Below are 25,008 nucleotides of genomic sequence, written 5' to 3'. Positions count from 1 at the left end.
CCAATCATGTTGATAAATAAGGGCATTTTCTTAGCTCTTATAATCTTTAATTTAAAAATGAATCAAACTAAAGGCTTTAGTGCCTATAGCTTAATTCATTTTTGGTTTAAGGATTCTTTTATGCATCAAATGCTCATTATTCACAATGGAATGTTATATTTTTTTAATTTTCTGACAATAGTTGATTGACTAGTATCTAATACTCTTGCTAAATCATATGTTGTTTCAGCTGCTTGAATTGCACGCAAGATTACTTGTTTCTCTGCATATTCTGTTGCTTCTTTTAAAGTTGTATAAATTATTGGAGATGATTCATTTGCTGATGATTGATATTCTGAGGGTAAATGATCCATGGTGATGATATTATCATTTGTTAATAATACAAGCCTTTCAATTAAATTGGATAACTCTCTAATATTCCCTGGCCAGTCATATTGATATAGAAAAGACTTCAATTCTTCACTAATACTTTTACTGACATTATATTTATCATTCATTTTCATTAAGAAAAATGAAATCAGTGAAAGAATATCTTCTCTTCTTTCAGATAATGGAGGAATCGAAATAGGAATAACGTTTAAACGATAAAACAAATCTTCACGGAATGTTCCTAAATCAACCATTTCTCGTAAATCTCGATTAGTTGCCGCTATTAATCGAACGTCGATTTTTTTCGACTGAATGGAGCCTACGCGTTGAACCTCTCGTTCTTGAATAACACGCAATAACTTCACTTGTAAATTTACTGGTAGCTCAGCAATCTCGTCAAGAAATAGCACACCTTTATCCGCTAGCTCAAACATACCTGGTTTTCCATTTTTATTCGCACCTGTAAAAGCTCCGCCTTCATATCCGAATAGTTCAGATTCTATTAAATCTGGAGGGATTGCTCCACAATTCAATTTTATAAATTTACCTTGATCACTTCGATCACTTTCATTATATATAAACTTTGCTAATACATCCTTTCCTACACCCGTTTGACCCAATATTAAAACAGTCGCATCGACATTTAACACTCGCTCAGCAATATCATATAATTGCCGCATTTTCTCATTTCTAATAACTATTTGAGACATAGAATAATCTTCATTTCCTTTTAAGCGCTCTATTTCTCTTTCATATTTTTTATTTAATTCATTAGCCTTTTGTAAAGCTGCTTGTAGGTCCATTAATTCTGATAAATCTCTTATATTCGTTACAACACCATCAATTTCACCCTCATCATTAAAAATCGGACTTCCTGTTAACAACGTTTCTTTTCCAGCACGATTATTTTGAACAATAGAAATCGACTTCTTTTCCTTTAAAACTCTAGTAGAAACAGGAAATTGTAATATCCCCCGCTTTACTAATTGATCCACCTGCTTGCCTAAGTAATACTCTTTTGGTATCCCTGTTATCCTTTCAATAGCAGAATTGGTCTTTATCGTTACACCTTTTTGATCTGTTATGTATATTCCGTCAAAGGAACTTTCAATAATGGCATCTAATTTCTGATTAGTCCTTCTTAGTTCCTTTACTTCTTCCAAAATATCTTCTACTTCCTGTGAAAATGCCCCTACAAAAAGAATCTCATACACATTCCATTTCTTACGGAGAAATAGACACGACTCCTCATCAAGTTTTCCTGTTGCTATACATCCATCACCTGAGACTGACCATTCCCCGAATACCTCACCAACTGACTTTCCAATGACGAGATTACTAGATTTTCTTTTCAACTCCTCATTAACATAAAGAATCCTCCCCTCTTGATTTGCTACAAATAATGGATATAGTATAGCCAATTGGTCGTAATTCATCTTTATCCCCCCATTTAGTAAATAATAACATATTTACACATGTAATCCTTGTTTCAGGGGTTTTAGTTGAATAACGGAGACAACAAAAAGTCTTAGCAACAATTTCTACGAACAAATCCTTAAATATAAAATCCCTCTCTGTACTTTACGGAGAGGGATTTTATTATATGCGTTCAGTTATTTTTTTTCGCTCTTCTTAACATCAATTCGTTGAGGTTTACTATCTTGGTTTTTAGGTAGTTCAATATGTAACATACCGTTCTTAGCTTCTGCTGTAATATGGTTTGCATCTACGTTATCAGGTAATACAAAAGAACGGAAAAACGAACCATAACTATGCTCTACGATATGCATATTCTTTTCAGCGTCTTTTGTTTCGCTTTCTTGTTTCTTCTCACCTTTTATAACCAATCTATTACCATCAAGTTCAACATCGACATCATCAGCATCTACACCCGGCATTTCCACCTCAACTAAATAAGTGTTTTCTTTTTCTTCGACGTTCATAGCGGGTGTAAGTACTCGGTCTTTATTGAATACAGAATCGGATAAAGAGAAAAATGAGTCATCAAAGAACTTTTGGAATACGTCATTCATCTCATTTTTAAAATTTTGAACAGTTTGGTTCTTAGGATTCCATCTACTAATTTGTTTCATCATATGCTCCTCCTGTTTGTTTTATATTGCGTATATCCTCTACACGCTATTTTTAATTAACCGATTTTCATATACCCAAGATAATTTTTAAATAAACCAAGAATGGTTTTTCTTATTTAAAGGCTATGATTTCATTGTAGAAATCATAGCCTAACTAAGTGTTTATTTGTTGTTTAGCACCTCAAAACAGAACCCGTAAGAAAAATCCGTAATGCCTTTATTACTTGAAATTATTCACTTCTTTTTTTGCTATTTAGCACGCTTTCCTTAATTTCAATCTTATTTTAACCCTAACTTTTTTATGTATGGAGGTGTAAAATTCAAACCCGTTTCTTAAAATATTGGAATAATAAATGCACCGTAGACAAAAGAACATACAATCACTATTGCAGGATGAATTTTAAATTTCACTAAAGCAAAGAAAGCAAGTACAGCAATCAAAAGTGAATGTATTGGACCAATTGACTTCAAAGAATCTATTGATAAATTATAGGTCAACAACAGCATCATAACGGCTATTACAGGCTGAACAAGTAATGACATTCCTTTTACAACTGGAGACTGCTTATGTTTTTGCATGACTCTTAATAGTAATATCAGAGCAATTGCTGAAGGTACAATAGTTGCAATTAAAGCCGCAATAAAACCTGGCCATCCCCCTACTTCAAACCCAACAAAGGCTGCAATCTTTGTTGCGATAGGGCCCGGCAATGAATTTCCTAAAGCTAACATACTTGAAAAATCTTCATTCCCCATCCATTTATACGCATTTACAACTTGATCGTACATAAGAGGAATCGATGCTGGTCCCCCACCATAGCCAAGAAGATTTGCTATAAGGAAGGCTAGAAACAACTGAAAAGTTAATAAAATCATTAGATTGTTTCCCCCTCATTATCCCCTTTTTTCTTTGCCCAACGTTGCTTCCATTTAAAATGGAAAGCACCATACAATAGAAAAATTGCAATAACAATACCAGGATGCAAGGAAATGATTTGCAACATAATAAAAGAAATAAGAAATAAAAGAAAGCCTAATATCCATCCAAGTCCTTTTACAGCTTTTTCTCCAAATTCATAAGCCATTTGTCCAAGCATTACTGCCACAACTGGCATGACTGCTCCAATCATATGCTGCACAGTGGTTGAAGTACTCAATTGATTGATAAATGCAACTAAGAAAACCATCGCTAAACAAGTTGGTAATACATGTGCTGCGACGCTGACTATAGCACCTTTCCACCCTTTCACTCGATAACCTAAATATGCAGCCATTTTGGTTGCAATCGGACCTGGTAAAGTATTTGCAATAGCCAAAATATCTCCAAATTCATCATCTTCAAGCCAATGATATCTAGTAACTGCTTCATATCGAATTAACGGGATAACTGAAGGACCACCACCGAAACCTAATATACCTGTTCGTACCATACCTATAGTTAAATCTTTATACATTTTTCTTTCCTCCTGCTTACAAGTATAATACATTTCGGAAAATGAAAAGATACATACATGTAAAAAGATAAAAAGGCATTATGATTAATCACAATGCCTCATCATCTATACTAGCAACTTCTAACCTACTATATAGATCATAATAAAACCCCTTCTTCTCAAGAAGAGCCTGATGATTTCCTTGTTCAACAATTGCACCTTGTTTAATGACTAAAATCTTATCTGCATCTTCAATAGTCTTTAATCGATGAGCAATAACAAAGCTTGTTCTTCCTTTCATCAAGTTATGCAAACCTTTTTGAATTTGTACTTCTGTACGTGTATCAACGTTAGATGTAGCTTCATCTAGAATGAGAAGATCTGCATCTTCCAGAATTGCCCTAGCAATAGCTAATAATTGACGCTGTCCCTGACTCAAATTCGTTCCACCTGAAATGATTTTTGTATCGTATTTTTCTGGTAAATACTTAATAAACGAGTGGGCATGAGCAATCTTTGCAGCTTGAATAACCTCTTCGTCCGTTGCATTTAAACGTCCGTAACGAATATTCTCCATAATACTACCCGAGAAAAGATATGTATCTTGTAACACAACGCCAACCTTATCTCGTATATTACTAATTCGATAATGAGTAATATTTTCTCCATCAAGCTTAATTTCACCAGAGTCCACATCATAAAAACGGGTTAGCAAATTAATAATTGTTGTTTTTCCAGAACCTGTAGGACCTACTAAAGCAATGGTTTCTCCCGCTTTCGCTGTAAATGATATATCTTTTAAAATAGGAGAGTCTTTCTTATAACCAAAATGAACATGCTGAAATTGTACTTCACCTTTAAAATGTTTTTTCTCAACGGCATCTTTCTGATCAGTAATTTCAGGCTTTTCATCCATAATTTCAAAAACACGTTCTGCTCCAGCAATAGCCGATTGAAACGTATTCAATAGATTAGATAATTGATTGATAGGTCGGAAGAATTGACGTGTATATGTTACAAAAGCAGCAATAACACCAATAGTGACATAACCATTTACTGCCATAATGGCACCTGTTCCAATCACAAGTCCCAACCCTAGATTATTCATAAAGTTATTAAGTGGACCAAGAAAGCCGGAAACAACCTCAGCCTTCAATGCTGAATTTCTTAGCTTTTCATTTACTTCATTAAAATGCTTTGTTGTTGCTTGTTCTTTACCAAACAATGTAATAACTTCTGCACCTGTAATAGATTCCTCAATATATCCATTTAATTCACCTAAATCTCTTTGACGCTCGGAATAATTCTTACTACTTCTTTTGATTATTTGTTTCGTTGTCCACACAATCAACGGAATAATAATCAGCGTTACAATTGCAAGCATCCAATTCAGCACGAACATCGAAATGGAAACACCTATTACCGTTAATATAGAAGATACAATTTGAACAATGCTTTGACTTAATGCAACATTCAAATTATCGATATCATTGGTGACACGACTCATTAAATCTCCTTGAGACCTTTGGTCAAAGAAGCGTAAAGACAACGTTTGAAGCTTTTTAAATAAGTCTAACCTTAACGTTCGTATTGTTTTTAAAGAAACATTAATCATAACGAATGTTTGAAGCCAAGTGAATACAGACGTCGCAACGAAAATCGCTCCCAATATTAACAGCATGTAGATTGTGCCATCAATATCTTTAGGGATAATATAATTATCTACAATAATACCAATTAAGAGCGGTCCTAATAAAGTTAATATAGTGGTTATAATGACTAAACCAACAGCCAAAATAAGACCTAAACGTTGTTTACTTACATATTCCCAAATTCGTTTCAACGTCTGCTTTTGATTCTTCGCTTTTACGACTGGACCTTGAAAGCGTGAACCACGTTCAAAGCCTGTTCGCCTATTAGGCTTTACTTGCTGATTCAACTGTCATTCCCTCCTTTCCCACTTGCGTCGAATAGATTTCTTGATAAATTGGGTTATTAGCTAGTAACTGATTATGTGTCCCTTTCCCTACAATTTCTCCATCCTCTAACACTAGTATTTGATCCGCATCTTTAATAGAAGAAATTTTTGAAGCAACTATAAAGATTGTACTCGTTTTATATTCACTATAGATGGCTTTCTGAATGATGTTCTCAGATATACTATCAACCGCTGACGTAGAATCATCTAAAATGAGAATAGCTGGCTTTCGCACAAATGCACGAGCCATTGCAAGTCTCTGCCTTTGACCTCCAGATAAATTCGTTGCTCCTTGTGTCAATTCATGATTTGAGCCATCTGAAAACCTTGTAACAAATTCACTTGCACATGAGTCCTCCAAAGCAGCAACTAATTCCTCTGAACTTGCATCATCCTTACCATACTTCACATTATGTTCAATACTCCCAGAAAAAAGTGTTGCCTTTTGAGGTGTAAAGCCAATAGCATTTCGAAGTGTTTCCAAATTATAATCTTTAATAGAAATGCCGTCGATTTCAATTTCACCTTTATCACAATCAAATAAGCGTGGAATCAGCTTAACCAAAGTCGATTTTCCGCTACCCGTTGTTCCAATTATGCCAATTGTCTCTCCCGGACTAATAGAAAATGAAATGTTCTTTAACACTTGTTCTCCATTTTTACTATAGCTATAGCTTACATCTTTAAACTGAACGGCTCCTTTTATAATTGAAGGCTTATAGACTTCTTCCTTATTTTGCACATCAATATTTGTTTGTAATACTTGATGAATTCGATTTGCAGAAGGAAAAGCACGGGCTATTTGTACGAGCACATTACTACTAGAAATCAATCCATTCATAATAATCGTTAAGTAATTGATAAATGCTAAGATTACACCAACTTGCATGGTTCCATTATCAACTTTTATAACGCCCATCCATAATGCAGCGACAATCCCCATATTTGTAACAAATAAAGTTAGTGGCATAAGAATACCTACTATTTGATCAGCACGAATATTTTTAGCAGTAAGATGGCTATTTACTTCTGTAAATTGATTTATTTGATGATTTTTTCGATTAAACGCCTTAATGACTCGAATACCAGCTAAATTCTCCTGTAGCTTCGTATTAACAGCATCAATTGCTTCTTGTACTTTCTGAAAAAGCGCCCCAGATATTTTAGTAAAGAAATACATACAAACTATTAAAATCGGTACTACAAATAATAAAATTGAAAATAATTGCCTTGCTGTAAAGTAGACAACGATGATACTTCCGATAAACAATAATGGACCTCGAACAAACACTTTCAATGTCATCATTAATGCCCTCTGAAGCGTTTCTACATCACTAGTCATAATGGTTATTAGTTTACCTGTTCCAAACGAATCTTTATTACTACTAGAAAAATGTGTAATTGTCTGAAATAAGTCCTGTCTTATGTCGGTCGCAAAATGTACGGCTGTTCTCGAACTATAAATCGAACAACCCACTCCTCCAATTAACCCGATAATTGCACTGAGAATCATTAATAATCCTAACGTAATAACATACTTGTTATCACTATTTGCAATCCCGGTATCAATAATATGCTGCATAATTGTTGGCTGAATTAAATCCATTGTTACTTCAACAACCATCAGAAATGGACCAAGCAAAGCAATATATTTATAAGGTTTTAAATATTTTAGTAGTTGTTTAACTGCATGCATAGTCGTCCTCCTTTGTACTACTGATTATGATTCTCATTCCAAGATGCTAATCTACCTCTAGCATCTGTAATTATGTCCATTAGTTCTTGAGCATGTTCTAAGTTAGTAGAAACATATATTTCAGCTTTCTTCAATTCGATTTCCCAACCTTGAAGTTCCTCATGTATCTTCATACATTCTGTAGTTTGCTTCCAAATAATACGGCGTCTCCAATGATCCCAAAAAGACTCTTCTTCTATTCCAAGCTCTTGTAGATACTCTTCTCCATTAGGATTTAAGGAATATAATTTTTTATCATTTTCTTCATGAATAGTAACAAAACCTTTTTCATGCAAATCTTGAAGAGCAGGATATATTGTACCTGCACTTGGAGTGTAATACCCATCTGATTTTTCCTCTAGCCTCTTCATAATTTGATATCCATGCATGTGCTCATGACGAAGCAATTGTAGTACAGCTAATTGTATTCGCCCTTTTCTTTTACCTCGAGCTCCCCTTTTTTTACCTTTCACATTCATATGTACTCCTCCTAGAACTATTACGATTAATATTAATCGATATAATTTGAATAATACCATAATAAACTAATGAATAATATTAATACAACTCGCACTGATAATTCCCATCAAATGTAAACAACAATAAGCCTTTGAATATTTGAACTCAAAGGCTTCTCCTAACTCCCTATTATTGATTTGTTTATATAATGATTCCTATGTCCTTCTTCGATTACCTTTATTACGATACATTAGTTGATCAGCAAGTTTAATTAATGCTTCAACTGTGTTTGCACCTTTCGGAAGACTAACGATTCCACTACTCACTCCTAAAAAAGGCGTTTGCTGAATAAAAGGTCTCTCTCCCATCGCATTTATTTCTTCTATCTTTCTTTTAATATATGTATTATTTTTTTCATCACCTAAACTAATACAAATAAACTCATCTCCAGATAGACGATACACAGTTCCGTTTCGGTCTGTTTGTTAAGGACATAGAAATAGTTTTCACAACTTTTTTGTGGATAGGTCATTTTCCAGTAGCTGCATGACTTTATCACTCATGCGCTCTGTGCTTGTTTGGCTGAAATGGAGAGATAATTCATAGGTAATTTTTCCGATTTTCCGCTTGACGGTCTGCGGCTTCGGGGCGGCTGTCTTAAAGTCTGTCTGTTTGGTTGGTTTCCTGCATAGGCTCTGCTTTCTGATTTTGGCAAAAGAAAAAGCAGGATACCTGTTTTCAGATTTCCTGCTTGATGGTGCTAATGCGAGGGTAGCGGTTATTTAGTTGTTTGGTGGGGTGTCAATTTATCAAACAGGAATTTAGCGATTTGATTTGTTCTTACGATTTTTCCAAACATTGTACAAAATATCTTTAAGAACCAACATCGCATCTTGTTCATTAAATTGATATTCCTGCTTTATTTCGTCCAACATTTCATTTAATCTACGAGCGTAGTTGGGAATATTCACTTTACTTTGATATTTAAGCAGAATAGGATATTTTTTCCCCCACGCATTTGTCCAGTTGATTTTTTCTTCCGTTTCTTCACTTGTTTTGTCGATAGTCTCCTGGATTTCTTTTATATCAATGTCAAAATCAATCAGTTCATCTAACGACATATTGTATAACACCGCCATTTTTTTCGACTGACGAATATCTGGAACTGTTTCATCTGTTTCCCATTTTGAAACAGTCTGTCTGCTTACCCCCAGTTTCACTGCCACATCTTCTTGCGAAAGTCCACATTTTTTTCTTGCATGAAATAAACTATTTCCTAAATTCATTGATTTCCCTCCCTATCAATTTATAGCCATATTATATTATTTGATAAGGACAAACTCTACCAATTATAGTTATCAAATCTGCACGTTTTTTTTACATACAAGGAACTTACAACTTCCAGTTTTTCGCTGACTTTATTTCACCATATTTCCCCTTTGTTTCATTTCCTATTCGACAAGGGCAATCAGCTTTTTACTGACTGCCCCTGTCTGTACTATCGCCTTATTCCTCTATCTTGAAATTCTCCACGACAGCGTGAATTAAGCGGTGTCCCATGAAATCTTTTTTATGAACATCTACCTGAGTATAAAAGATGATAGTTTAACGTAGCATTGCAAATAAGCAATATAAATGTAATTAAGCGAAATAATTCGTTCTCCATAAGTAATAATTTAGGCATTTTGTATTGTTAACATTCTCAACCACTAAATTATAAAGAGTGGAAAAACCTAATAACAGCGATTTCTTTAATTTGGCAAGTTTAATTGCCAAGAAACACCGAATTTATCAACAACCCAGCCAAACTTCTTACTGAAAGAATAATCACCAAGTTGCATTAGCACGCCTCCATCTGATAAACCTTCATATAATCGATTAATTTCTTCTTCTGTATCACATGTAATATACAGCGAAAATGATGGTGTAAACGTAAAATCATGCTTAATATTACTATCGATACACATGATTTCTTGGCCCCTTAAAGAAAAAGTAGCCTGCATGACGCTACCTTCATCTCCTGCTTCATTTGCTCCATATCGAATAATACTAGTAATCGCTGAGTCTTCAATCAATGAAGTATAATAATTCATAGCTTCTTCTGCATTTCCTTGAAACATTAGAAACGGAGTAACCTTTTTCATCGTATTCTCAAACTCCTTTTAAAATATATAATGAATGTAACTGCCGCACAAACAAATAGAAAATTATTGACTACTATCACTATGTTTTTTAATCATTTCTTGCAAATACTGTGCTGATTTTCCTTTTGGTATACTAATGCACTCCCACTCTTCATTTTTCACCTGCTTACCAATATAAACGATTTGCCCGACATGATATGCATAGTGAGCTAACTGCCACTCAATTGCATCTAATACAAAATACTTTTCACCGCGTATGTATACTTGCTTTAATAAATCTTCTTCCGTTAATTGCTGCAATGCTTCCAATACAACGTTCCATCCATAATTCCAGCTTTCAATTAGCTCTTCCTTAGATTGTTTTGAGTCTACAAATTCTTGTTCACGATTTCGATTTGGTTTTTCCCCATCAGTTGTTAAAAAGTTTGTCCATCTTGACACCATATTTCCACGAACATGTTTGATAATGATAGATATACTATTAGACTCTTCATTAAGGGTCCAATGTAATTCTTCTTCGGATAACTGATCAATAGCCTTATCTCCAAGACTTTTTACGTTTTGAAATCTTCCTAAAATAATCCTTAAATATTCATTACCCAAACTCACACTCATTCCCCCTTATTATATCAATAATAAATTCTTCTAAAAAAATAAAAATCCTCTTAATATTACAAAAAGAGAGCAGCCTAAAAACTACTCTCTTAAAAATCTAACCCAGTACTATTGTTCAAAAATTACACTTCTCGAATTATTCTGTCTCAAAACTTGATAATTTTTCATTTTTTGAATGAATGATAGGGTGTAAGTCAAACTCATACGCTGATTGAATAGCAATATCAATCTGTTTTGAAGTGATGCCTAACTTCTTACATTCTAAATACACCTTCTCGAATTCAGATATCTCATCATCTTTTCTTGTGCTACTTTCAATCATTAATTCATAAACGCTACGTTCTTCGAAAGAATGCGGTTCCCTTGCACAATTTAATACTTTAATAATACTTTCAACCTTTTGATCTTCTTTATTACATTGATCTAGTAAATATAATACAATACTTGTTAAAAGGAGATGTATAGAACGTATATCTTTAATAGTGCATTGTTCTAAGAATTGCCGGCCAGAATTCAAAATATGATCAACATATTCTTCTGCACTATTTCTCTTATTTTCAGCTATAATTTTTTGAGAACTCATCTGCTCTTTGATTTCTTTATTACCTTCTCCTCGGATCATTTTCACAATAGGGTTTTTCTTGCTATCTCCAGTCAGTAGAATTTTTTCAACATTGCTTTGTCCAGGCAAATCAAATAATACATTTTTTAGAATATCATGAAATATATAAGCTAACCCTCTAGCACCCGTTTTCTCCATAATAGATTTCTCTGCAATAGCCAATGCACCCGCTTCGTCTGCTTCCACATTTACACCTACACTGTCTTGTAACAAAGCATCCATACTCTTAACTACAGACGCCTTTGAGTGTAAAACAATTTCTTTCAACTCATCTACACTTAATTGATGAAGTGCGACAAGCCCTGCAAATCTTCCAATGAACTGAGGATTTAAACCATACTTAATCAAATCTGATTTTTGTACATGTAGCAATAAATTCTCTGCCGCATTGTTCTGATTTTCACATTCTTCATTTTTAAAGCCAATACTTGTTTTCCCATAAATTCTGTCGTGTATAATATCCTCTAAACCTTCAAAAGCACCCGCTGCCACAAATAAGATATTAGACGTATCAATTTTTCTTCCTTCGTTATCTACAACAACTTCTGTACCCTCAATCATTTTTAGTAAGGGATTTTCCACGTTTGCACCAGGGCTTCTTCGCTTCTCAGAAACAGATAATATCACCTTATCTATTTCATCAAGAAAAATAATCCCCTTTTCTGCTCTTATAACATCTTTATCACATTGGATATATAAATCATTTATCATTTCAGGTACCTCGCGACCTTTATAACCTGTACCCGTAAATTCTGCAGCATTTTCTATTAATAAATCGTAGCCATAAAGTTTTGAAAGCTCCTGCAGTGCCAATGTCTTACCTGAGCCTGTTGGACCCACAATTAATAAATTGTGCTTAGGGAGTCTGGTCTGCAATCCATTTCTTTTTTGTTGCATATTAATTCTAATATCGTGAAGCCACATAGTAGTTGATAATGCTTTTAAGTAATCGTCTTGTCCAATGACAGTTTCTTTCAATTTCTGATACAGCTTCTCAGGTGTCCACTTTGTCATTTCCAACACGCTCCTAATAAATTTCCTAAACTGTGTAAAATATGCCTTTCGTTTTCACTGGTATAAATCATCATGATTAATTTTGAGTATTTAGAAAATTAAGAAACAAACTTTAGCCATTTATCTTAATATACATATTATATCAAAAAATTTATAAGGACTCGAATATTGAATATTGAATATTCAGAAATTCACTTTTTCATACTCCATTATCAAATCACCAGTAGTATTACTCACTTTTAAACGATTTTTCCCTCCCCCAATTTCAACAACCGCATTATTTTCCTCTTTGCTTATAATCATCCGTGGGGGATGAAAGAAAACCCCCACCGATTAAAGTTTCACTTTATAAATCTATCATTTCATAAAAAAATGCGACTCTTCATAGTGAAGAATCGCATTTGAATTATTCTCCCAAAGATTCATTTACTGCTTCAAGTGCATGAATAATAGTTGTATCAAACAAAGGAACAGCTGAATCTTCTGGCTTTACTAATAAACCAATTTCAGTGCATCCTAGTATAATTCCTTCCGCTCCATTTTGAATTAGCTTGTCAATAACTTGCTTATAATACTCTCTAGATATTGAAGATACTTTTCCTAAACATAGCTCTTCAAAAATGATTTTATTCACCACTTCTCGATCATGTTTATCTGGTACAATGACCTTGATTCCATTTGACTCTATTCGAGATTTATAGAAATCTTGTTCCATTGTGTATTTCGTTCCTAGTAAACCGACGGTATGATAGTTCTGTTCCTTAATTTGAGCTGTTGTAGCGTCAGCAATATGTAAAATAGGAATGCTAATCTTTTGTTCAATATGGTGTACAACCTTATGCATCGTATTGGTACAGATGACAATAAAGTTTGCTCCTGCTTTCTCTAAATTTTGAGCAACCTCAGCTAGTACCTCCCCGGCTTTTTCCCAGTTTCCTTCTTGTTGATATCGCTCAATTTCATCAAAATCCACACTATATAATAAGCACTTGGCTGAATGTAAACCACCTAATCTATTCTTTACTTCTTCATTGATTATACGATAATATTCAACAGACGATTCCCAGCTCATTCCTCCAATAAGACCAATCGTTTTCATATTATTCCTCCACATATGTTTGAATGTTTTCTACACTTCTTATATTATACTATTCCAATTGCAACTATATAAGTTTTGCCAAAATTAAGAAAGAGCTGTACATAATCAGTAGCTCTGACTAATAAACAGCTCTTCATGTTATTTATCCTGTAATAATTCATCTGAAAGTTTCATCTTTGCGATGTTACTTGCTATTGGAGTAAATACAATTAAACCTCCTAACAGCATCGTAATACAGATGGCGAATATCACATTATAATTTATATAGATTTTCCCTGGGTCTATTAATAAAATAATAGCCGTAAAAATAATGCCTGCGAGAATTCCCACGAACAATCCAATGATAAGATACAACAGTACTTGCGTAAGAATAACCTTCATTACTCCTATTTTAGACAGAGAAATGACTCGTAAAATAGCAAATTCTTTTCTCTTCGAATTAATATTGTTTGCAAGTGTGTTGAATACACCAAACATGACACATAACAAAATTACTCCGATTACTATAATAAATATAGCCCAGCGTTGCTTTAGCATTTCTGATGATTGCTCTAAAGAATCTTCTAAATTACTTATCTTTAACTCTGGAAATTGTCTTTGTACATCCTTTAATAGCAAAAGAGTTTCATCTACAGCGTTTGTACTTATAAACATTGAATCAACCGGAATGAGAAACGTATTATTTTGCCAAGACATAAAAATATCTGTATCCATCGTCTCTTTAATAATAGCACCGACTGTTATAAACCCTTCATATTCAATCGCTTGTTTACTTACATAGAAATTTCCTACTTCTAATGTAGTCCCGACTTGTATATGATGCTTTTTAGCGAACTTTTCTGAAACAACAGCTTTATTTTCTAGCTGTTCTGGAAGATGAGGGATAATACCTTGCTTCTCCAAATCTACTAAATCTCCCATTCTATACAATGCCGTTTCATTTCCATTAGCCGTTTTTACTTCTAACGATCCTAATCCACTCATCCTACTAATACCATCAACCGATGTAATCTTTTTCACTGCTTCCTTTTGATCAGTTAATAGTGCTTCTTGATCACGCACAGCTATCTCATCAGATGTTCTACTTTCAATAACGATTGGAGTAGGATATTTCGATTTAACGTATGCTATTTCATTATGAGAAATAGTCGTTATTAAAACTGTTCCAAAAACAGCGATAATCATCATCGTACTAATCGTTAATATGACTAATGTATTTTTCTTAACTTGTGGAATTAGATTTTTAATTGCTACATACGATACATGACCAAATAGTTTTTTAGAGATTGGTAGGAATCTTATCAGCCATGCTGTCATATATAGCGGCAATAATGTAAAAAAGGCTATGAGAATAAGTAGTGCCGAAGATACATACATCATCTCAGTATCCTTGCCACTTCCGAATTTGTCCTTACCAACAGCGAATAAAACGATAGAAAATCCAATAATCAATAGAATAAAGCCCACTTTTTTACGTACTTTACTATTTTTAAAATCCATTTTCTCATTTTCTATCATTGTTTGTAATGGTAATGTTTTCGCTACTTTGTTAGATGGAAGGAAGAGAAATATCTGAATTAGCAATCCACACCCAAAAGCCACAAAGATACTTTGTGAAAAGTAAAAATCCATCACAGTTATTTGTATAGAAAAAATCCTCTCTAACATCCCTTGTAGATATGTATTACAAATAATTGCCAACATTAATCCGCTTGTTACACCAATCATATTGATTGTGCTACTTTGAATCATAATCATATGTTTCAACTGCTTATTAGTTGCTCCTATACTACGCATAACAGCTAATTGATTTTTTGATTTATAAAGAAGCACATCAAAATTTGAAACAATTAGTAATGACGTAACAATAACCACTAAGACAGAGATAACAATTAAAAATACTTTTAATGACTCTAAATTCATCTTTAAATATTCGTTTTCTTCTGCTATATCAATTCGCAATTCTTTATCGAATCGCTTTATAGCAGCTGCCATTTTTAAAACATCTGCTCCGTCTTCACCTTTTATAAGCATATATGTAGCTTCATGCATTTTCTTTGTTTTTTCAAAAACAAATTGTTGAACACTTTCTTTTGACATTATTAATAAATCAGGAGTTGTTCCTCCAGCTTTAATATCCTTCAAAGTCTCTACTAATTTAAAAGACTCTCCTTCTATAATAACTTGCTTTCCTTTATCAATTTGTAAGGCTTCAGCAAGTGAAGCATTCATGCTAACTTCATCTTTTTTAAAATTCTTATGAAATTTATAACGACTTTTTACTAAGTCATCATTTTCCACACCAATTGTATAAATTTTTGCCCCCACTGCATCTACAGTTAAGTGTGTGATAAGTACATCTGAAACTTCTTTAACGTCAGGTTGTGAAGCAATCTTACTAGCCAATTGTTCATCCAATACTTTATTTTGGCCAGGATTATAGCCTACAGATAAATCCATGTTTCCATATAATTGTTTTACATCATCTTTTATTGTTTGCTTTGCATTTGCGGAGAAAACAAATACTGTAATGATTAAACAAACAGATATCATAATGCTGAAAATAGAAGAAGCAACAATTAATTTATTAGAACGAAAAAAGTGAAGTGCTAATTTATTTAACGGTTTCATTTGTATTTTGCTCCATAATTTTTCTGAAGATTGCTAGAATATTATTCATATCATTTTCATCACCACATCCGTATGTATCAACAATTTCCCCATCATGAAAGAATAGTACACGATCAGCAAATGTTGCAACGTACGGATCATGTGTGACTACAATAATACTTTGCTTTCGTAATTCTTTCATGTCTACAAGAATGGAAAGAATATCATTCGTCATATTAAAATCTAAATTTCCTGTTAGTTCATCCGCTAGAACAATCGGAGGATTTGTAATTAAAGCACGAGCAATTGCAACCCTTTGCTGTTGTCCACCTGATAATTGCACAGGTCGATGTTTTTTCCATTCTGTTAATCCAACTTGTTGCAGTATCACATCAACTCGTTGCTTAATTACATTATTTTTGTCACCCTTCAGCACAAGTGGTAATCCAATATTCTCTTCTACCGATAAGTCTTTCAACAAATGAAAAGATTGAAAGATGAATCCAATTTGATCTCGACGATAATGAGTAGCATATGGTTCCTGAAAGATATTACTTTGTTTCTTTCCATGTAGAAAAATATCGCCTTTATCGGGAGCATCTAATGCACCCAATACATGTAGCAGTGTACTTTTCCCTGAACCACTTGTCCCCATAATGGCAATCATCTCACCTAGATTTACCTCGAAGGATATATTCCTTAAAGCGTGAACTTCATATTGCTCTCCTTTATATGTTTTTGATAAATTTTTAATTTGTAATACAACTTCGTTATTTAACATAACCCACCTCATAGTTTCTGCTTTTTTTAAAAAATAACAGTTACTATATATTGGTAAGATTATTCATTTCCGTTCGATTTTTTTAAAAAAAGCAGACAAATAATCTTTTGTCTGCTTCATATGTTTTCTATTATATTTATATGTAACTACACTATTTTTCAAGCTGTTCGCTTCAAATCAAAAGCTCCCTTAACAAAATATATAATGGAGGCAATTAATAAAATAATCCAAAGTCGCTGAACGAAAACAAGCTCCCAAACTCCTATTAAATAAAGCATCGCTGGAATGGTTAATGTCACCCAAGATTGAACGTTCGCTACTTTACTTACATAATTTGCGATAGGCTTCTTCAAAACGTTTAATACGTAGAACAAATACCATAGAAATGCCCACATTAACCACATTAAGGCACTTACATAATCTTGAAAATAAACAACAGCCATAATGGTGTAAATACAAGCAATGATGGCTACCCAAATAGCAAACCATCCTAACCCGCTCCCATCCATCCCAAAATAAAAAGTAAAGCCTACATAAAGAAAGGTTAGACCAAACAAGAAAGTAGCTGCATGTCCATATATAGTCCAATTGCTTTGATCAGAAACCATCAGCAAGTAAAACGGAATAATGACTTGAAGAGTTCCAATAAAAAAATTAAATATAGCCACGCTTCTAGACTCCGCTTTACCAGAAAGCATTAAACTATTCAGAAAGAGTGTAGCTCCTGACAACAATATACCTACATAAGTCATACAGTAGTTCCTCCTAAATCCTTAAATTTTCCCATTAAGAAAAAGCAGCATTGCTCCTATACAGCAAGCTGCTTCTACGTTCCTACTATTAAATAACTAATCCAACGATGATTCCGGATAAGACACTTACAAGTGTAGCTCCATATAATAATTTCAAACCAAAACGAGCTACAACATTTCCTTGTCTTTCATCCAATCCTTTTACTGCTCCTGCAATAATACCAATGGAAGAAAAGTTAGCGAATGATACAAGGAACACTGAAATAATTCCTAAAGTACGCTCGCTGAATTGATTTGCTATATCTGAAAGACTAATCATTGCTACAAATTCATTTGTTACAAGCTTTGTTGCCATAATTCCTCCAGCAGTAATCGCTTCTGACCAAGGAACACCCATAAGAAACGCAATTGGTGCAAACACATAACCTAAAATTTCTTGGAATGAGATGCCTAAAACCATATCGAACACAGCATTAATACAAGTGATTAACGCTACAAATCCAATTAACATAGCGCCTACGATAATAGCTACTTTAAAACCATCCATAATATATTCGCCAAGCATTTGAAAGAATGTTTGTTTTTCTTCTTCTTCAATAGCCAAAATATCATCTGAATCATCCACTCGATACGGATTAATCATGGAAGCAATGATAAATCCACCAAACATATTAATAACAATTGCAGTTACTACATATTCAGGTTTAATCATTGTCATATATGCCCCAACGATGGACATTGAAACTGTTGACATGGCAGACGCACATAAAGTATACAAACGCTGAGAAGATAGTTGACCTAATTGCTTTTTAACTGTAATGAATACTTCAGATTGTCCAACCATTGCAGAAGCAACTGCGTTATATGATTCTAATTTACCCATTCCATTTACTTTACTAAGTAAGAAGCCTATTCCACGCATAATGAAAGGTAGGATTTTGAAATATTGAAGAATCCCTATTAGAACAGAAATAAATACAATTGGGAGCAACACAGTAAGGAAAAAAGGTGCTTCCCCTTCATTCGCCAAACCATTAAATACAAAGTCCACACCAGCTGCTGCATATGCTAATAAATGATCAAAGACTGATGCAATTCCTTTAATTAATACGTATCCAAAACGAGTATTAAGTAGCAACATTGCTAATAGAAGCTGAATTACCAGCATAATAATAATATATTTATACTTGATTTCTCTCTTATTATTACTTGCTACATAAGCTAGACCTAATACAACGATGATACCGATAATTGAAATTAGATAACTCATATTTTCCTCCAATTATGATTTAAAATTTAGCCTGATACCGCAAAGAGGATTTGAATTAATCCTTACGATACTTTTGCATTTATTTCCTTAATATATCCAGATTTCAATTTCCTATCCAAAAGCCATAATCTTTGAGCTATCCACCTTCATTTGGATAGTTTTTGAAAGCAAAAAAACCAACAAAGATCCTTCCTTTGTTGGTTTCAAATTAATTACTAATAATTAAATTACGTTCTACCAGTTTTCCAATTCCACTAATTGTTATAAGCACCACTATCATTAATATTATTTTTGATGGATTCGTTGCAATTTCAAGTATATCATCACCAATAAAACTAAAAATAAGTGTTAATCCAAAAATACCAATCGATGAAGCAAGTGCAAACATTTTAAAGCTCATTTTATTCAATCCTGCCACAACTGTAATGATAAAGTTCGGAAATACAGGAATCATACACAGTATTGTTACAATCCATAAGCCTTTATTATTCAACCATGTTCCGTATCTTTTCACATTTTCATGCTCACAATATTTCTTAAAAAATGGCTTATCTCCAAAATATCTAAACACCCAATATAAAACCCATGCTCCTGCTACACAGCCTATATAAGATAGAACAAATCCGCCAACTAAACCATAAGCGGCTGCATTGGCCATCATAAATGCTGTTAAAGGTAAAAACGGTAAAAAAGCTTCTGTAAACGGTAAAATCATGCCTGAAAGAGGACCTAATTTCCCATAAGTATCAATTAATATTTGTAAGTTGTCCAAAGACAAAATCTGTTGAAGTTCATGGAACATATAAGATGCTCCTTTCTATAAATAATTTTCTATCGTAATTCGTTACGTCGAATTTATATTTATAGTATATAAGGAGAACTGAGAATCTCTAATCGATTAATATTACGTCAGCTTACAATATTGTAAGTTAAGGATTAAATAGCTTTCAATGTCATAAAAGCAGCCACTTTTAATAAGAGCTCAAAAATAAAAAGAATAGTCAATGGAAAAGGAACAAGGCAGCAAGGAACAAAAGCAAACTATTTAAAAAATTGGAATTACTTCAAAAGAAATAAAATCACTAATCTCTAAAGAATTATCCATTATTTTCTTTGTACCACTACTGTTTGGTATGAATATAGGGATTTACTTTTCATTAATTGATTATTCTCAATCACCAATGTTAGGAACTGTTATTACTAAATTAAGCATACTATGGTTGGTATTTATTGTTATACAAATCCTTCTATATCGCATGTGCAAGAAACGCTATTTATATGAATTAAACGCATAAGTGACGCATGATTACTCAATAAAGACTCTAGTAATTGTACTAGGGTCTTTTCCCTATTCACATTTGGTTCTAGTTTCATAGGTTGATATTACCAAGCTCTCGCTATTTATTTTTCTGTTACACTCTTTAAGGTATCAGAAGAATACTAGGGAGGGAAATAGCTAATGAAAAAACGAAATCTCCTGATTGCCCTGGTAATACTCATTACCTTTATCGGAGTTATGACATTACAAAGTATAGAACAGCATTATTCTAAAGCTGCTAACATAGAAGAAAATCAACAAGTAAAGGCGGAAACCGACTCAAAACTATTAATTGGTTATGTTCAAGATTTCCGCAATCCAAACGAAGTGGATTACTCAAAACTTACTCATGCCATATTCTCATTTGCTCACCCTACTGAAAATGGCGACATCTTATTTACAAATGATGCTTCATTGCAAAATTTAAAACAAATGGTCAGTAATGCGAGACAAACAAATACAAAAATAATGTTAGCTGTGGGAGGCTGGTCTCATATAAATGGAGGTCAGTCATATGATTACTTTCAAAAAGCTATTAGCCAATCAACTTCTAGATTAAACCTTATTAATAATCTTATGGTAATTGTAGAACGAGAAGGTTTGGATGGAATCGATATCGATTTCGAACATCCTCACAACTCTTTAGATGCGAACTATCTTGATTTATTTACAAAAGAACTAAGCGAGCGCCTACATTCGCACAACAAAGTATTATCCATTGCTGTGCATTCCAAAATCAATGCTGCAACTGGATTAGAGTCTGATTATGTAGTTTATGAACCATCTACTTTTAGTTATGTAGATTATGTAAATATAATGGCATATGAAGGCCAATGGGATGAAGGATATCACCCAGAAAATTCAGCGCCTTATTCATATGCTGAACAAAGCGTAAAATATTGGCATGATTTCTTTACACAAAACGATTTAGATACAAAAAAATTAATTTTAGGTGTTCCATTATATGGTCAGCCAGATCATGTTTCCAATCAACCGGTTTCTTTTGCAACAATCATCGAAGAGTACCCTGCATTCGCTGACAAAGATTTAATTTATATAAATGGTACTAACTACTACTATAATGGTAGAGAAACCATGAAAAAGAAAACAAGGTTAGCATTAGACTATGGTTTCGGCGGAATGATGATGTGGGAAACAGGGCTTGATACAAATGGTAGTGACAGTTTGACTGCCGCTATTTATGAAGAGCTTAAAAAATGATAAAGTGAAAATTTGCACGGGATAAGAAAAACCGTCACCGGTCTTTTTTGATTAATGTTTATGCTTCTTGTACTACTCCAAATCAAAAAAAGAGCTATGCGGCAGAAATAAGACGAGCTGTTCTTGAAAACCCTCTTTTGGTTTTCAAAACAGATTGGCTTATTTCCGAGCATAGCAGGTGTAAGGTTAGACAGCGCTAAATTTATATACTTTCTTTTCAACCAACTTACATTTTATTTTTCAAATTTAAAAGCATTATTTCTTCCAAATATATTGCTCAGCTTCAATAAATACTCCTGATCAATCTGTTTGAAGTTCTCTTCCGTAAATCGAAAATTCCAATTTCCAGTTGCTTTACCTGGTATATTAATTCTTGTATCTTCACCATAACCGCAGGAATCTTGAACAGGTGCAATCGCTATCGAGGAAACCGATTGATATAATGTTCGCAATAAACCTCTACATACCGGTGATTGAGATCCTCCATCGCCCCAATGACTTGAAGGAATATTACAATATTCCAATGCTTGGTTACGACTTGATTCATCTATCTCCCAAACCCAGCCTAACGTAGTATTATTATCATGAGTCCCCGTATATGCAACGGAATGATTATTATACGTATGAGGAAGATGAAGATTACTAGTGTTTCCATCAAAAGCAAACTGCAAAACTTTCATGCCTGGAAAACCACTTTCTTTTAAGAAAGCAAACAATCTTTCATCTACTGTCCCTAGATCCTCTGCAATAATTGGGGCGGGACCATACTTTTTCTCAAAAGCATGAAATATAGAAAGTCCAGGACCTTCTTCCCAACGCCCTAGCCTTGCATCTCGATTTTCAGCTGATATATACCAATAGCGCTCAAAACCTCTGAAATGATCAATTCGCAAAGCATCATTATACTTTACATGAAAAGCGATTCGGTGAATCCACCAGTCATAACCTTCACCTTTCATCGCATTCCAATCATAAAGCGGATTCCCCCAACACTGACCCTTTTCTGAAAAATAATCAGGTGGTGTTCCTGCAATTCCAATAGCTTCAAAATCTTTGTTCAGCATAAAAAGATGCGGATTTGCCCATACATCACTGCTATCATGCGAAACATAAAAAGGTAAATCGCCAATTAAGCCGATTCCTAAACTATTACAATAGTTCTTTAGGTTTTGCCACTGACTATAAAATTCATATTGTAAAAAACAATAATAAGAAAAGACTTCATCATTTATTAAAGCTTCTTCTTTTTCTTTAGACAAAAAAGCTTTGCTAATGATACTTTCACCTTTCTCTTGTATCGTCATAAACAAAGCATAATCATTAAGCCAGTATTTATTCTCTTCCTTAAAATGTTCAATATCTTCTTTCATGGATGTAGTCAATCTTGAATATGCCTTCTTTAGTAATAAAGGTTTATGCTTTAACAGCCAATCATAATCAACAGAATAAGAAGAAAGAGGATAACACGCATCCTCTAATTCTTCCTTTGTAATTAATGATTTTTCATACAGTGTTTCTGGATCAATATACAAAGGGTCACCTGCAAAAGCAGAAATTCCCGAGTATGGTGAATTACCTGCCCCTGCATGAACCATCGGCAACACTTGCCAGCAATGAATTCCCGAAGCAAGAAGAAAATCCGCGAACGCTCTCGCCTCTTTTCCTAAAACACCAATACCATATGACCCAGGTAGAGAAAAGACTGGTAATAGTGCACCCGCTGTTCGTGTAAACGAAATTTTAGATAAGTACGTCATTTTGACTCATCTTCTCTACTAAAGACTTACCATACGTTACTAGTTCTTCTTTCTTCTTTAATGCTTCTTCATGTGAGTCTGCTTTAACCATAATATATAATTTAAGCTTTGGCTCTGTACCAGAAGGTCTTACAATAAATGAAGAACCATCCTCTAATTCATAGAAAAGTACATCTGCAATCGGTAAACCAGTACTACTCTCTTCACTAGTTGAGATATTTGTCACTTTACCCGTTTTATAATCACGCACTTTTGTTACCGGAATAGTAGCTATTGAAGTTAGTACATTTTCACGTAAATTTGACATGATTGTTTTGATTTTCTCAATTCCATCTAAACCACTAAGCGTAATGGATACAACTTTCTCATCAAAATAACCGTATTTTTTATAAAGAGTAAATAGTGCTTCATATAAAGTCATATTTTGTAACTGATAATAGCAAGCCATTTCTGCAATTAGCATAGAGGCTACAATTGCGTCCTTATCTCTTGCATATGTACCAGCTAAATAGCCATTACTTTCCTCAAAACCAAATAAGAAAGTATGCTCGTTCGTTTGTTCGAATTCTTTAATTTTTTCACCAATAAACTTAAATCCTGTTAACACATCCATCATTGCAACATGGTTTTGCTCGGCAATAGCTTTAGCCATATTAGAAGATACAATACTTTTGATAACAACAGCATTGTCTGCCAATGTGCCGTTCGCTTTTCTACTTTGAATTAAATAATCCAATAATAGAACACCGATTTGATTTCCTGTTAGCGTTACATATTCACCATCAAAATTTCGTACAACAATACCAACACGGTCAGCATCTGGATCTGTACCTACAATCAAATCTACATTTTCTTTTTCTGCCAATTGAATCGCAATTTGTAAAGCTTCTTTTTCTTCTGGGTTTGGAGACTTCGTTGTTGGGAAAAGACCATTTGGTTCCATTTGTTCAGGAACTGTAATTAAATGTTTAATACCTAAACGAGTTAATACTTCCGGAACAATACGGTATCCTGTACCATGAATTGGTGAATAAATCATGCGGAAATCATCTGCTACTTTATTGACATATGTACTTCCAACAGATTCACCAAGAACCTTCTCCATATATTTCTCATCAAAGTCTTTACCAACTACTGTGATTAAACCTTTATTCATTGCTTCTTCTTTCGAACATGTTTTCACATCAGCAAAGATATCTAATTTTTGAAGACGATCTGAGATTTGTTTCGCATGCTCAGGTGGTAATTGAGCACCATCTTCCCAATACACTTTGTAACCATTGTATTCTTTTGGGTTATGACTCGCGGTAATGTTAATCCCAGCGATCGCACCAAATTCTCTAATTGCAAATGAAAGCTCTGGCGTTGGTCGTAATTCATCAAAGATATAAACAGCAATTCCATTTGCACTTAGGTTACAAGCTGCTTCCCAGGCAAATTCAACTGAATTTAAACGAGAATCATAAGCAATGCAAACACCTTTTTTAGCAGCTTCAGCGCCATTTTGTAAAATAAGGTCGCTTAAACCTTGCGTTGCATATCGAACTGTATACTCATTCATATTATTTAAGCCAGCTCCCATAATGCCACGAAGACCTGCTGTACCGAAATCCAGCATAGATGAAAATCTATGTTTTAGTTCGTTATCATTATTTTCTAATGAGCGTAATTCTGCTTTCATCTCATCATTTACAACGCTACTGTTCAACCATTTTTGATACTCTTTTTTATATGCCAT

The 25,008-nt window shown here is 33.8% G+C and carries 22 protein-coding genes; 1 reads left to right on the top strand and 21 read right to left on the bottom strand.

Going from position 1 to position 25,008, the window contains the following annotated elements; genetic code table 11:
- Positions 1–140: 140 nt before the first annotated feature.
- The 19 genes from TX86_RS06050 to TX86_RS05965 all read right to left on the bottom strand — a co-directional run bounded on the left by TX86_RS06050 (position 141) and on the right by TX86_RS05965 (position 19,776).
- Positions 141–1,805 carry a sigma-54 interaction domain-containing protein gene (locus TX86_RS06050; RefSeq protein ID WP_154663058.1) on the bottom strand — a complete coding sequence of 555 codons (1,665 nt, stop codon included), beginning with the start codon at positions 1,803–1,805 and terminating at the stop codon, positions 141–143.
- A 177-nt stretch (positions 1,806–1,982) separates the two neighbouring features.
- A complete protein-coding gene (locus tag TX86_RS06045; protein ID WP_042347203.1) occupies positions 1,983–2,465 on the bottom strand; it encodes an Hsp20/alpha crystallin family protein in 483 nt (160 codons plus the stop codon).
- A gap of 330 nt (positions 2,466–2,795) precedes the next feature.
- Positions 2,796–3,338, bottom strand: coding sequence for a chromate efflux transporter ChrA (gene chrA, locus TX86_RS06040; RefSeq protein WP_042347201.1), 543 nt, complete (start codon positions 3,336–3,338; stop codon positions 2,796–2,798).
- Positions 3,338–3,916 carry a chromate efflux transporter ChrB gene (chrB, locus tag TX86_RS06035; RefSeq protein ID WP_042347198.1) on the bottom strand — a complete coding sequence of 193 codons (579 nt, stop codon included), beginning with the start codon at positions 3,914–3,916 and terminating at the stop codon, positions 3,338–3,340. The genes chrA and chrB overlap by 1 nt, the downstream gene beginning before the upstream one ends.
- An 88-nt stretch (positions 3,917–4,004) precedes the next feature.
- Positions 4,005–5,834: an ABC transporter ATP-binding protein gene (locus tag TX86_RS06030; protein WP_042347197.1), complete on the bottom strand. Its 1,830-nt coding sequence runs from the start codon at positions 5,832–5,834 to the stop codon at positions 4,005–4,007.
- Positions 5,812–7,569: an ABC transporter ATP-binding protein gene (locus TX86_RS06025; RefSeq protein WP_042347195.1), complete on the bottom strand. Its 1,758-nt coding sequence runs from the start codon at positions 7,567–7,569 to the stop codon at positions 5,812–5,814. The genes TX86_RS06030 and TX86_RS06025 overlap by 23 nt, the downstream gene beginning before the upstream one ends.
- Before the next feature lie 17 nt (positions 7,570–7,586).
- Positions 7,587–8,087, bottom strand: a complete 501-nt coding sequence (locus tag TX86_RS25640) for a PadR family transcriptional regulator (RefSeq protein ID WP_052343553.1) — start codon at positions 8,085–8,087, stop codon at positions 7,587–7,589.
- A gap of 195 nt (positions 8,088–8,282) precedes the next feature.
- Positions 8,283–8,531, bottom strand: a complete 249-nt coding sequence (locus tag TX86_RS06015; RefSeq protein WP_042347193.1) for a diguanylate cyclase domain-containing protein — start codon at positions 8,529–8,531, stop codon at positions 8,283–8,285.
- 42 nt (positions 8,532–8,573) lie between these two features.
- The gene (locus TX86_RS27585; protein WP_369126212.1) at positions 8,574–8,687 is read right to left on the bottom strand and encodes a transposon-encoded TnpW family protein; all 114 of its coding nucleotides are present in this window, start codon (positions 8,685–8,687) and stop codon (positions 8,574–8,576) included.
- 201 nt (positions 8,688–8,888) lie between these two features.
- On the bottom strand, positions 8,889–9,353 hold the full coding sequence (locus TX86_RS06010; protein WP_042347190.1) for a helix-turn-helix transcriptional regulator: 465 nt from the start codon (positions 9,351–9,353) through the stop codon (positions 8,889–8,891).
- A gap of 465 nt (positions 9,354–9,818) precedes the next feature.
- Entirely contained in the window at positions 9,819–10,211 is a 393-nt protein-coding gene (locus TX86_RS06005; RefSeq protein WP_042347188.1) for a VOC family protein, read from the bottom strand.
- 63 nt (positions 10,212–10,274) lie between these two features.
- Positions 10,275–10,820, bottom strand: a complete 546-nt coding sequence (locus tag TX86_RS06000; RefSeq protein ID WP_042347186.1) for a DinB family protein — start codon at positions 10,818–10,820, stop codon at positions 10,275–10,277.
- A gap of 142 nt (positions 10,821–10,962) precedes the next feature.
- Positions 10,963–12,462, bottom strand: a complete 1,500-nt coding sequence (locus TX86_RS05995) for an AAA family ATPase (RefSeq protein ID WP_042347184.1) — start codon at positions 12,460–12,462, stop codon at positions 10,963–10,965.
- A gap of 406 nt (positions 12,463–12,868) precedes the next feature.
- Positions 12,869–13,561 carry an aspartate/glutamate racemase family protein gene (locus TX86_RS05990; protein WP_042347181.1) on the bottom strand — a complete coding sequence of 231 codons (693 nt, stop codon included), beginning with the start codon at positions 13,559–13,561 and terminating at the stop codon, positions 12,869–12,871.
- A 138-nt stretch (positions 13,562–13,699) separates the two neighbouring features.
- Complete coding sequence (locus TX86_RS05985; protein WP_042347180.1) at positions 13,700–16,192, bottom strand: FtsX-like permease family protein; 2,493 nt, start codon at positions 16,190–16,192, stop codon at positions 13,700–13,702.
- Positions 16,176–16,952, bottom strand: coding sequence for an ABC transporter ATP-binding protein (locus TX86_RS05980; protein WP_042347179.1), 777 nt, complete (start codon positions 16,950–16,952; stop codon positions 16,176–16,178). Before TX86_RS05980 ends, TX86_RS05985 begins: the two co-directional genes overlap by 17 nt.
- Before the next feature lie 158 nt (positions 16,953–17,110).
- On the bottom strand, positions 17,111–17,704 hold the full coding sequence (locus tag TX86_RS05975) for an AmiS/UreI family transporter (RefSeq protein ID WP_042347177.1): 594 nt from the start codon (positions 17,702–17,704) through the stop codon (positions 17,111–17,113).
- 88 nt (positions 17,705–17,792) lie between these two features.
- The gene (locus tag TX86_RS05970; RefSeq protein WP_042347173.1) at positions 17,793–18,974 is read right to left on the bottom strand and encodes a NupC/NupG family nucleoside CNT transporter; all 1,182 of its coding nucleotides are present in this window, start codon (positions 18,972–18,974) and stop codon (positions 17,793–17,795) included.
- A gap of 208 nt (positions 18,975–19,182) precedes the next feature.
- The gene (locus TX86_RS05965) at positions 19,183–19,776 is read right to left on the bottom strand and encodes a TVP38/TMEM64 family protein (RefSeq protein ID WP_042347170.1); all 594 of its coding nucleotides are present in this window, start codon (positions 19,774–19,776) and stop codon (positions 19,183–19,185) included.
- Positions 19,777–20,433: 657 nt separating this feature from the next.
- On the opposite strand from TX86_RS05965, the gene TX86_RS05960 reads away from it, so the two are divergent.
- Positions 20,434–21,513 carry a glycoside hydrolase family 18 protein gene (locus TX86_RS05960; RefSeq protein WP_042347169.1) on the top strand — a complete coding sequence of 360 codons (1,080 nt, stop codon included), beginning with the start codon at positions 20,434–20,436 and terminating at the stop codon, positions 21,511–21,513.
- A 233-nt stretch (positions 21,514–21,746) separates the two neighbouring features.
- On the opposite strand, the gene malQ is transcribed toward TX86_RS05960, so the two are convergent.
- Positions 21,747–23,270 carry a 4-alpha-glucanotransferase gene (gene malQ, locus TX86_RS05955; protein WP_042347167.1) on the bottom strand — a complete coding sequence of 508 codons (1,524 nt, stop codon included), beginning with the start codon at positions 23,268–23,270 and terminating at the stop codon, positions 21,747–21,749.
- Positions 23,254–25,008 carry a phospho-sugar mutase gene (locus TX86_RS05950; protein WP_042347164.1) on the bottom strand — a complete coding sequence of 585 codons (1,755 nt, stop codon included), beginning with the start codon at positions 25,006–25,008 and terminating at the stop codon, positions 23,254–23,256. Before TX86_RS05950 ends, malQ begins: the two co-directional genes overlap by 17 nt.

Source organism: Bacillus massiliigorillae (assembly GCF_000380245.2).
Lineage (GTDB): Bacteria > Bacillota > Bacilli > Bacillales > DSM-1321 > Bacillus_AD > Bacillus_AD massiliigorillae.
Note: the sequence above shows the minus strand (reverse complement) of the source record. Positions and strands in the feature narration are given on the sequence as shown.

Bases quoted from the DNA above. Each gene is read 5' to 3' on its own strand.
- TX86_RS06010 (WP_042347190.1), bottom strand. From the start codon at position 9,353: ATGAATTTAGGAAATAGTTTATTTCATGCAAGAAAAAAATGTGGACTT.
- TX86_RS05950 (WP_042347164.1), bottom strand. From the start codon at position 25,008: ATGGCATATAAAAAAGAGTATCAAAAATGGTTGAACAGTAGCGTTGTA.
- TX86_RS06050 (WP_154663058.1), bottom strand. From the start codon at position 1,805: ATGAATTACGACCAATTGGCTATACTATATCCATTATTTGTAGCAAAT.
- TX86_RS05985 (WP_042347180.1), bottom strand. From the start codon at position 16,192: ATGAAACCGTTAAATAAATTAGCACTTCACTTTTTTCGTTCTAATAAA.
- TX86_RS05975 (WP_042347177.1), bottom strand. From the start codon at position 17,704: ATGACTTATGTAGGTATATTGTTGTCAGGAGCTACACTCTTTCTGAAT.
- chrB (WP_042347198.1), bottom strand. From the start codon at position 3,916: ATGTATAAAGATTTAACTATAGGTATGGTACGAACAGGTATATTAGGT.
- TX86_RS05995 (WP_042347184.1), bottom strand. From the start codon at position 12,462: ATGACAAAGTGGACACCTGAGAAGCTGTATCAGAAATTGAAAGAAACT.
- TX86_RS25640 (WP_052343553.1), bottom strand. From the start codon at position 8,087: ATGAATGTGAAAGGTAAAAAAAGGGGAGCTCGAGGTAAAAGAAAAGGG.
- TX86_RS06025 (WP_042347195.1), bottom strand. From the start codon at position 7,569: ATGCATGCAGTTAAACAACTACTAAAATATTTAAAACCTTATAAATAT.
- TX86_RS05965 (WP_042347170.1), bottom strand. From the start codon at position 19,776: ATGTTCCATGAACTTCAACAGATTTTGTCTTTGGACAACTTACAAATA.
- TX86_RS05960 (WP_042347169.1), top strand. From the start codon at position 20,434: ATGAAAAAACGAAATCTCCTGATTGCCCTGGTAATACTCATTACCTTT.
- malQ (WP_042347167.1), bottom strand. From the start codon at position 23,270: ATGACGTACTTATCTAAAATTTCGTTTACACGAACAGCGGGTGCACTA.
- TX86_RS05990 (WP_042347181.1), bottom strand. From the start codon at position 13,561: ATGAAAACGATTGGTCTTATTGGAGGAATGAGCTGGGAATCGTCTGTT.
- TX86_RS05970 (WP_042347173.1), bottom strand. From the start codon at position 18,974: ATGAGTTATCTAATTTCAATTATCGGTATCATCGTTGTATTAGGTCTA.
- TX86_RS06045 (WP_042347203.1), bottom strand. From the start codon at position 2,465: ATGATGAAACAAATTAGTAGATGGAATCCTAAGAACCAAACTGTTCAA.
- TX86_RS06005 (WP_042347188.1), bottom strand. From the start codon at position 10,211: ATGAAAAAGGTTACTCCGTTTCTAATGTTTCAAGGAAATGCAGAAGAA.
- TX86_RS05980 (WP_042347179.1), bottom strand. From the start codon at position 16,952: ATGTTAAATAACGAAGTTGTATTACAAATTAAAAATTTATCAAAAACA.
- chrA (WP_042347201.1), bottom strand. From the start codon at position 3,338: ATGATTTTATTAACTTTTCAGTTGTTTCTAGCCTTCCTTATAGCAAAT.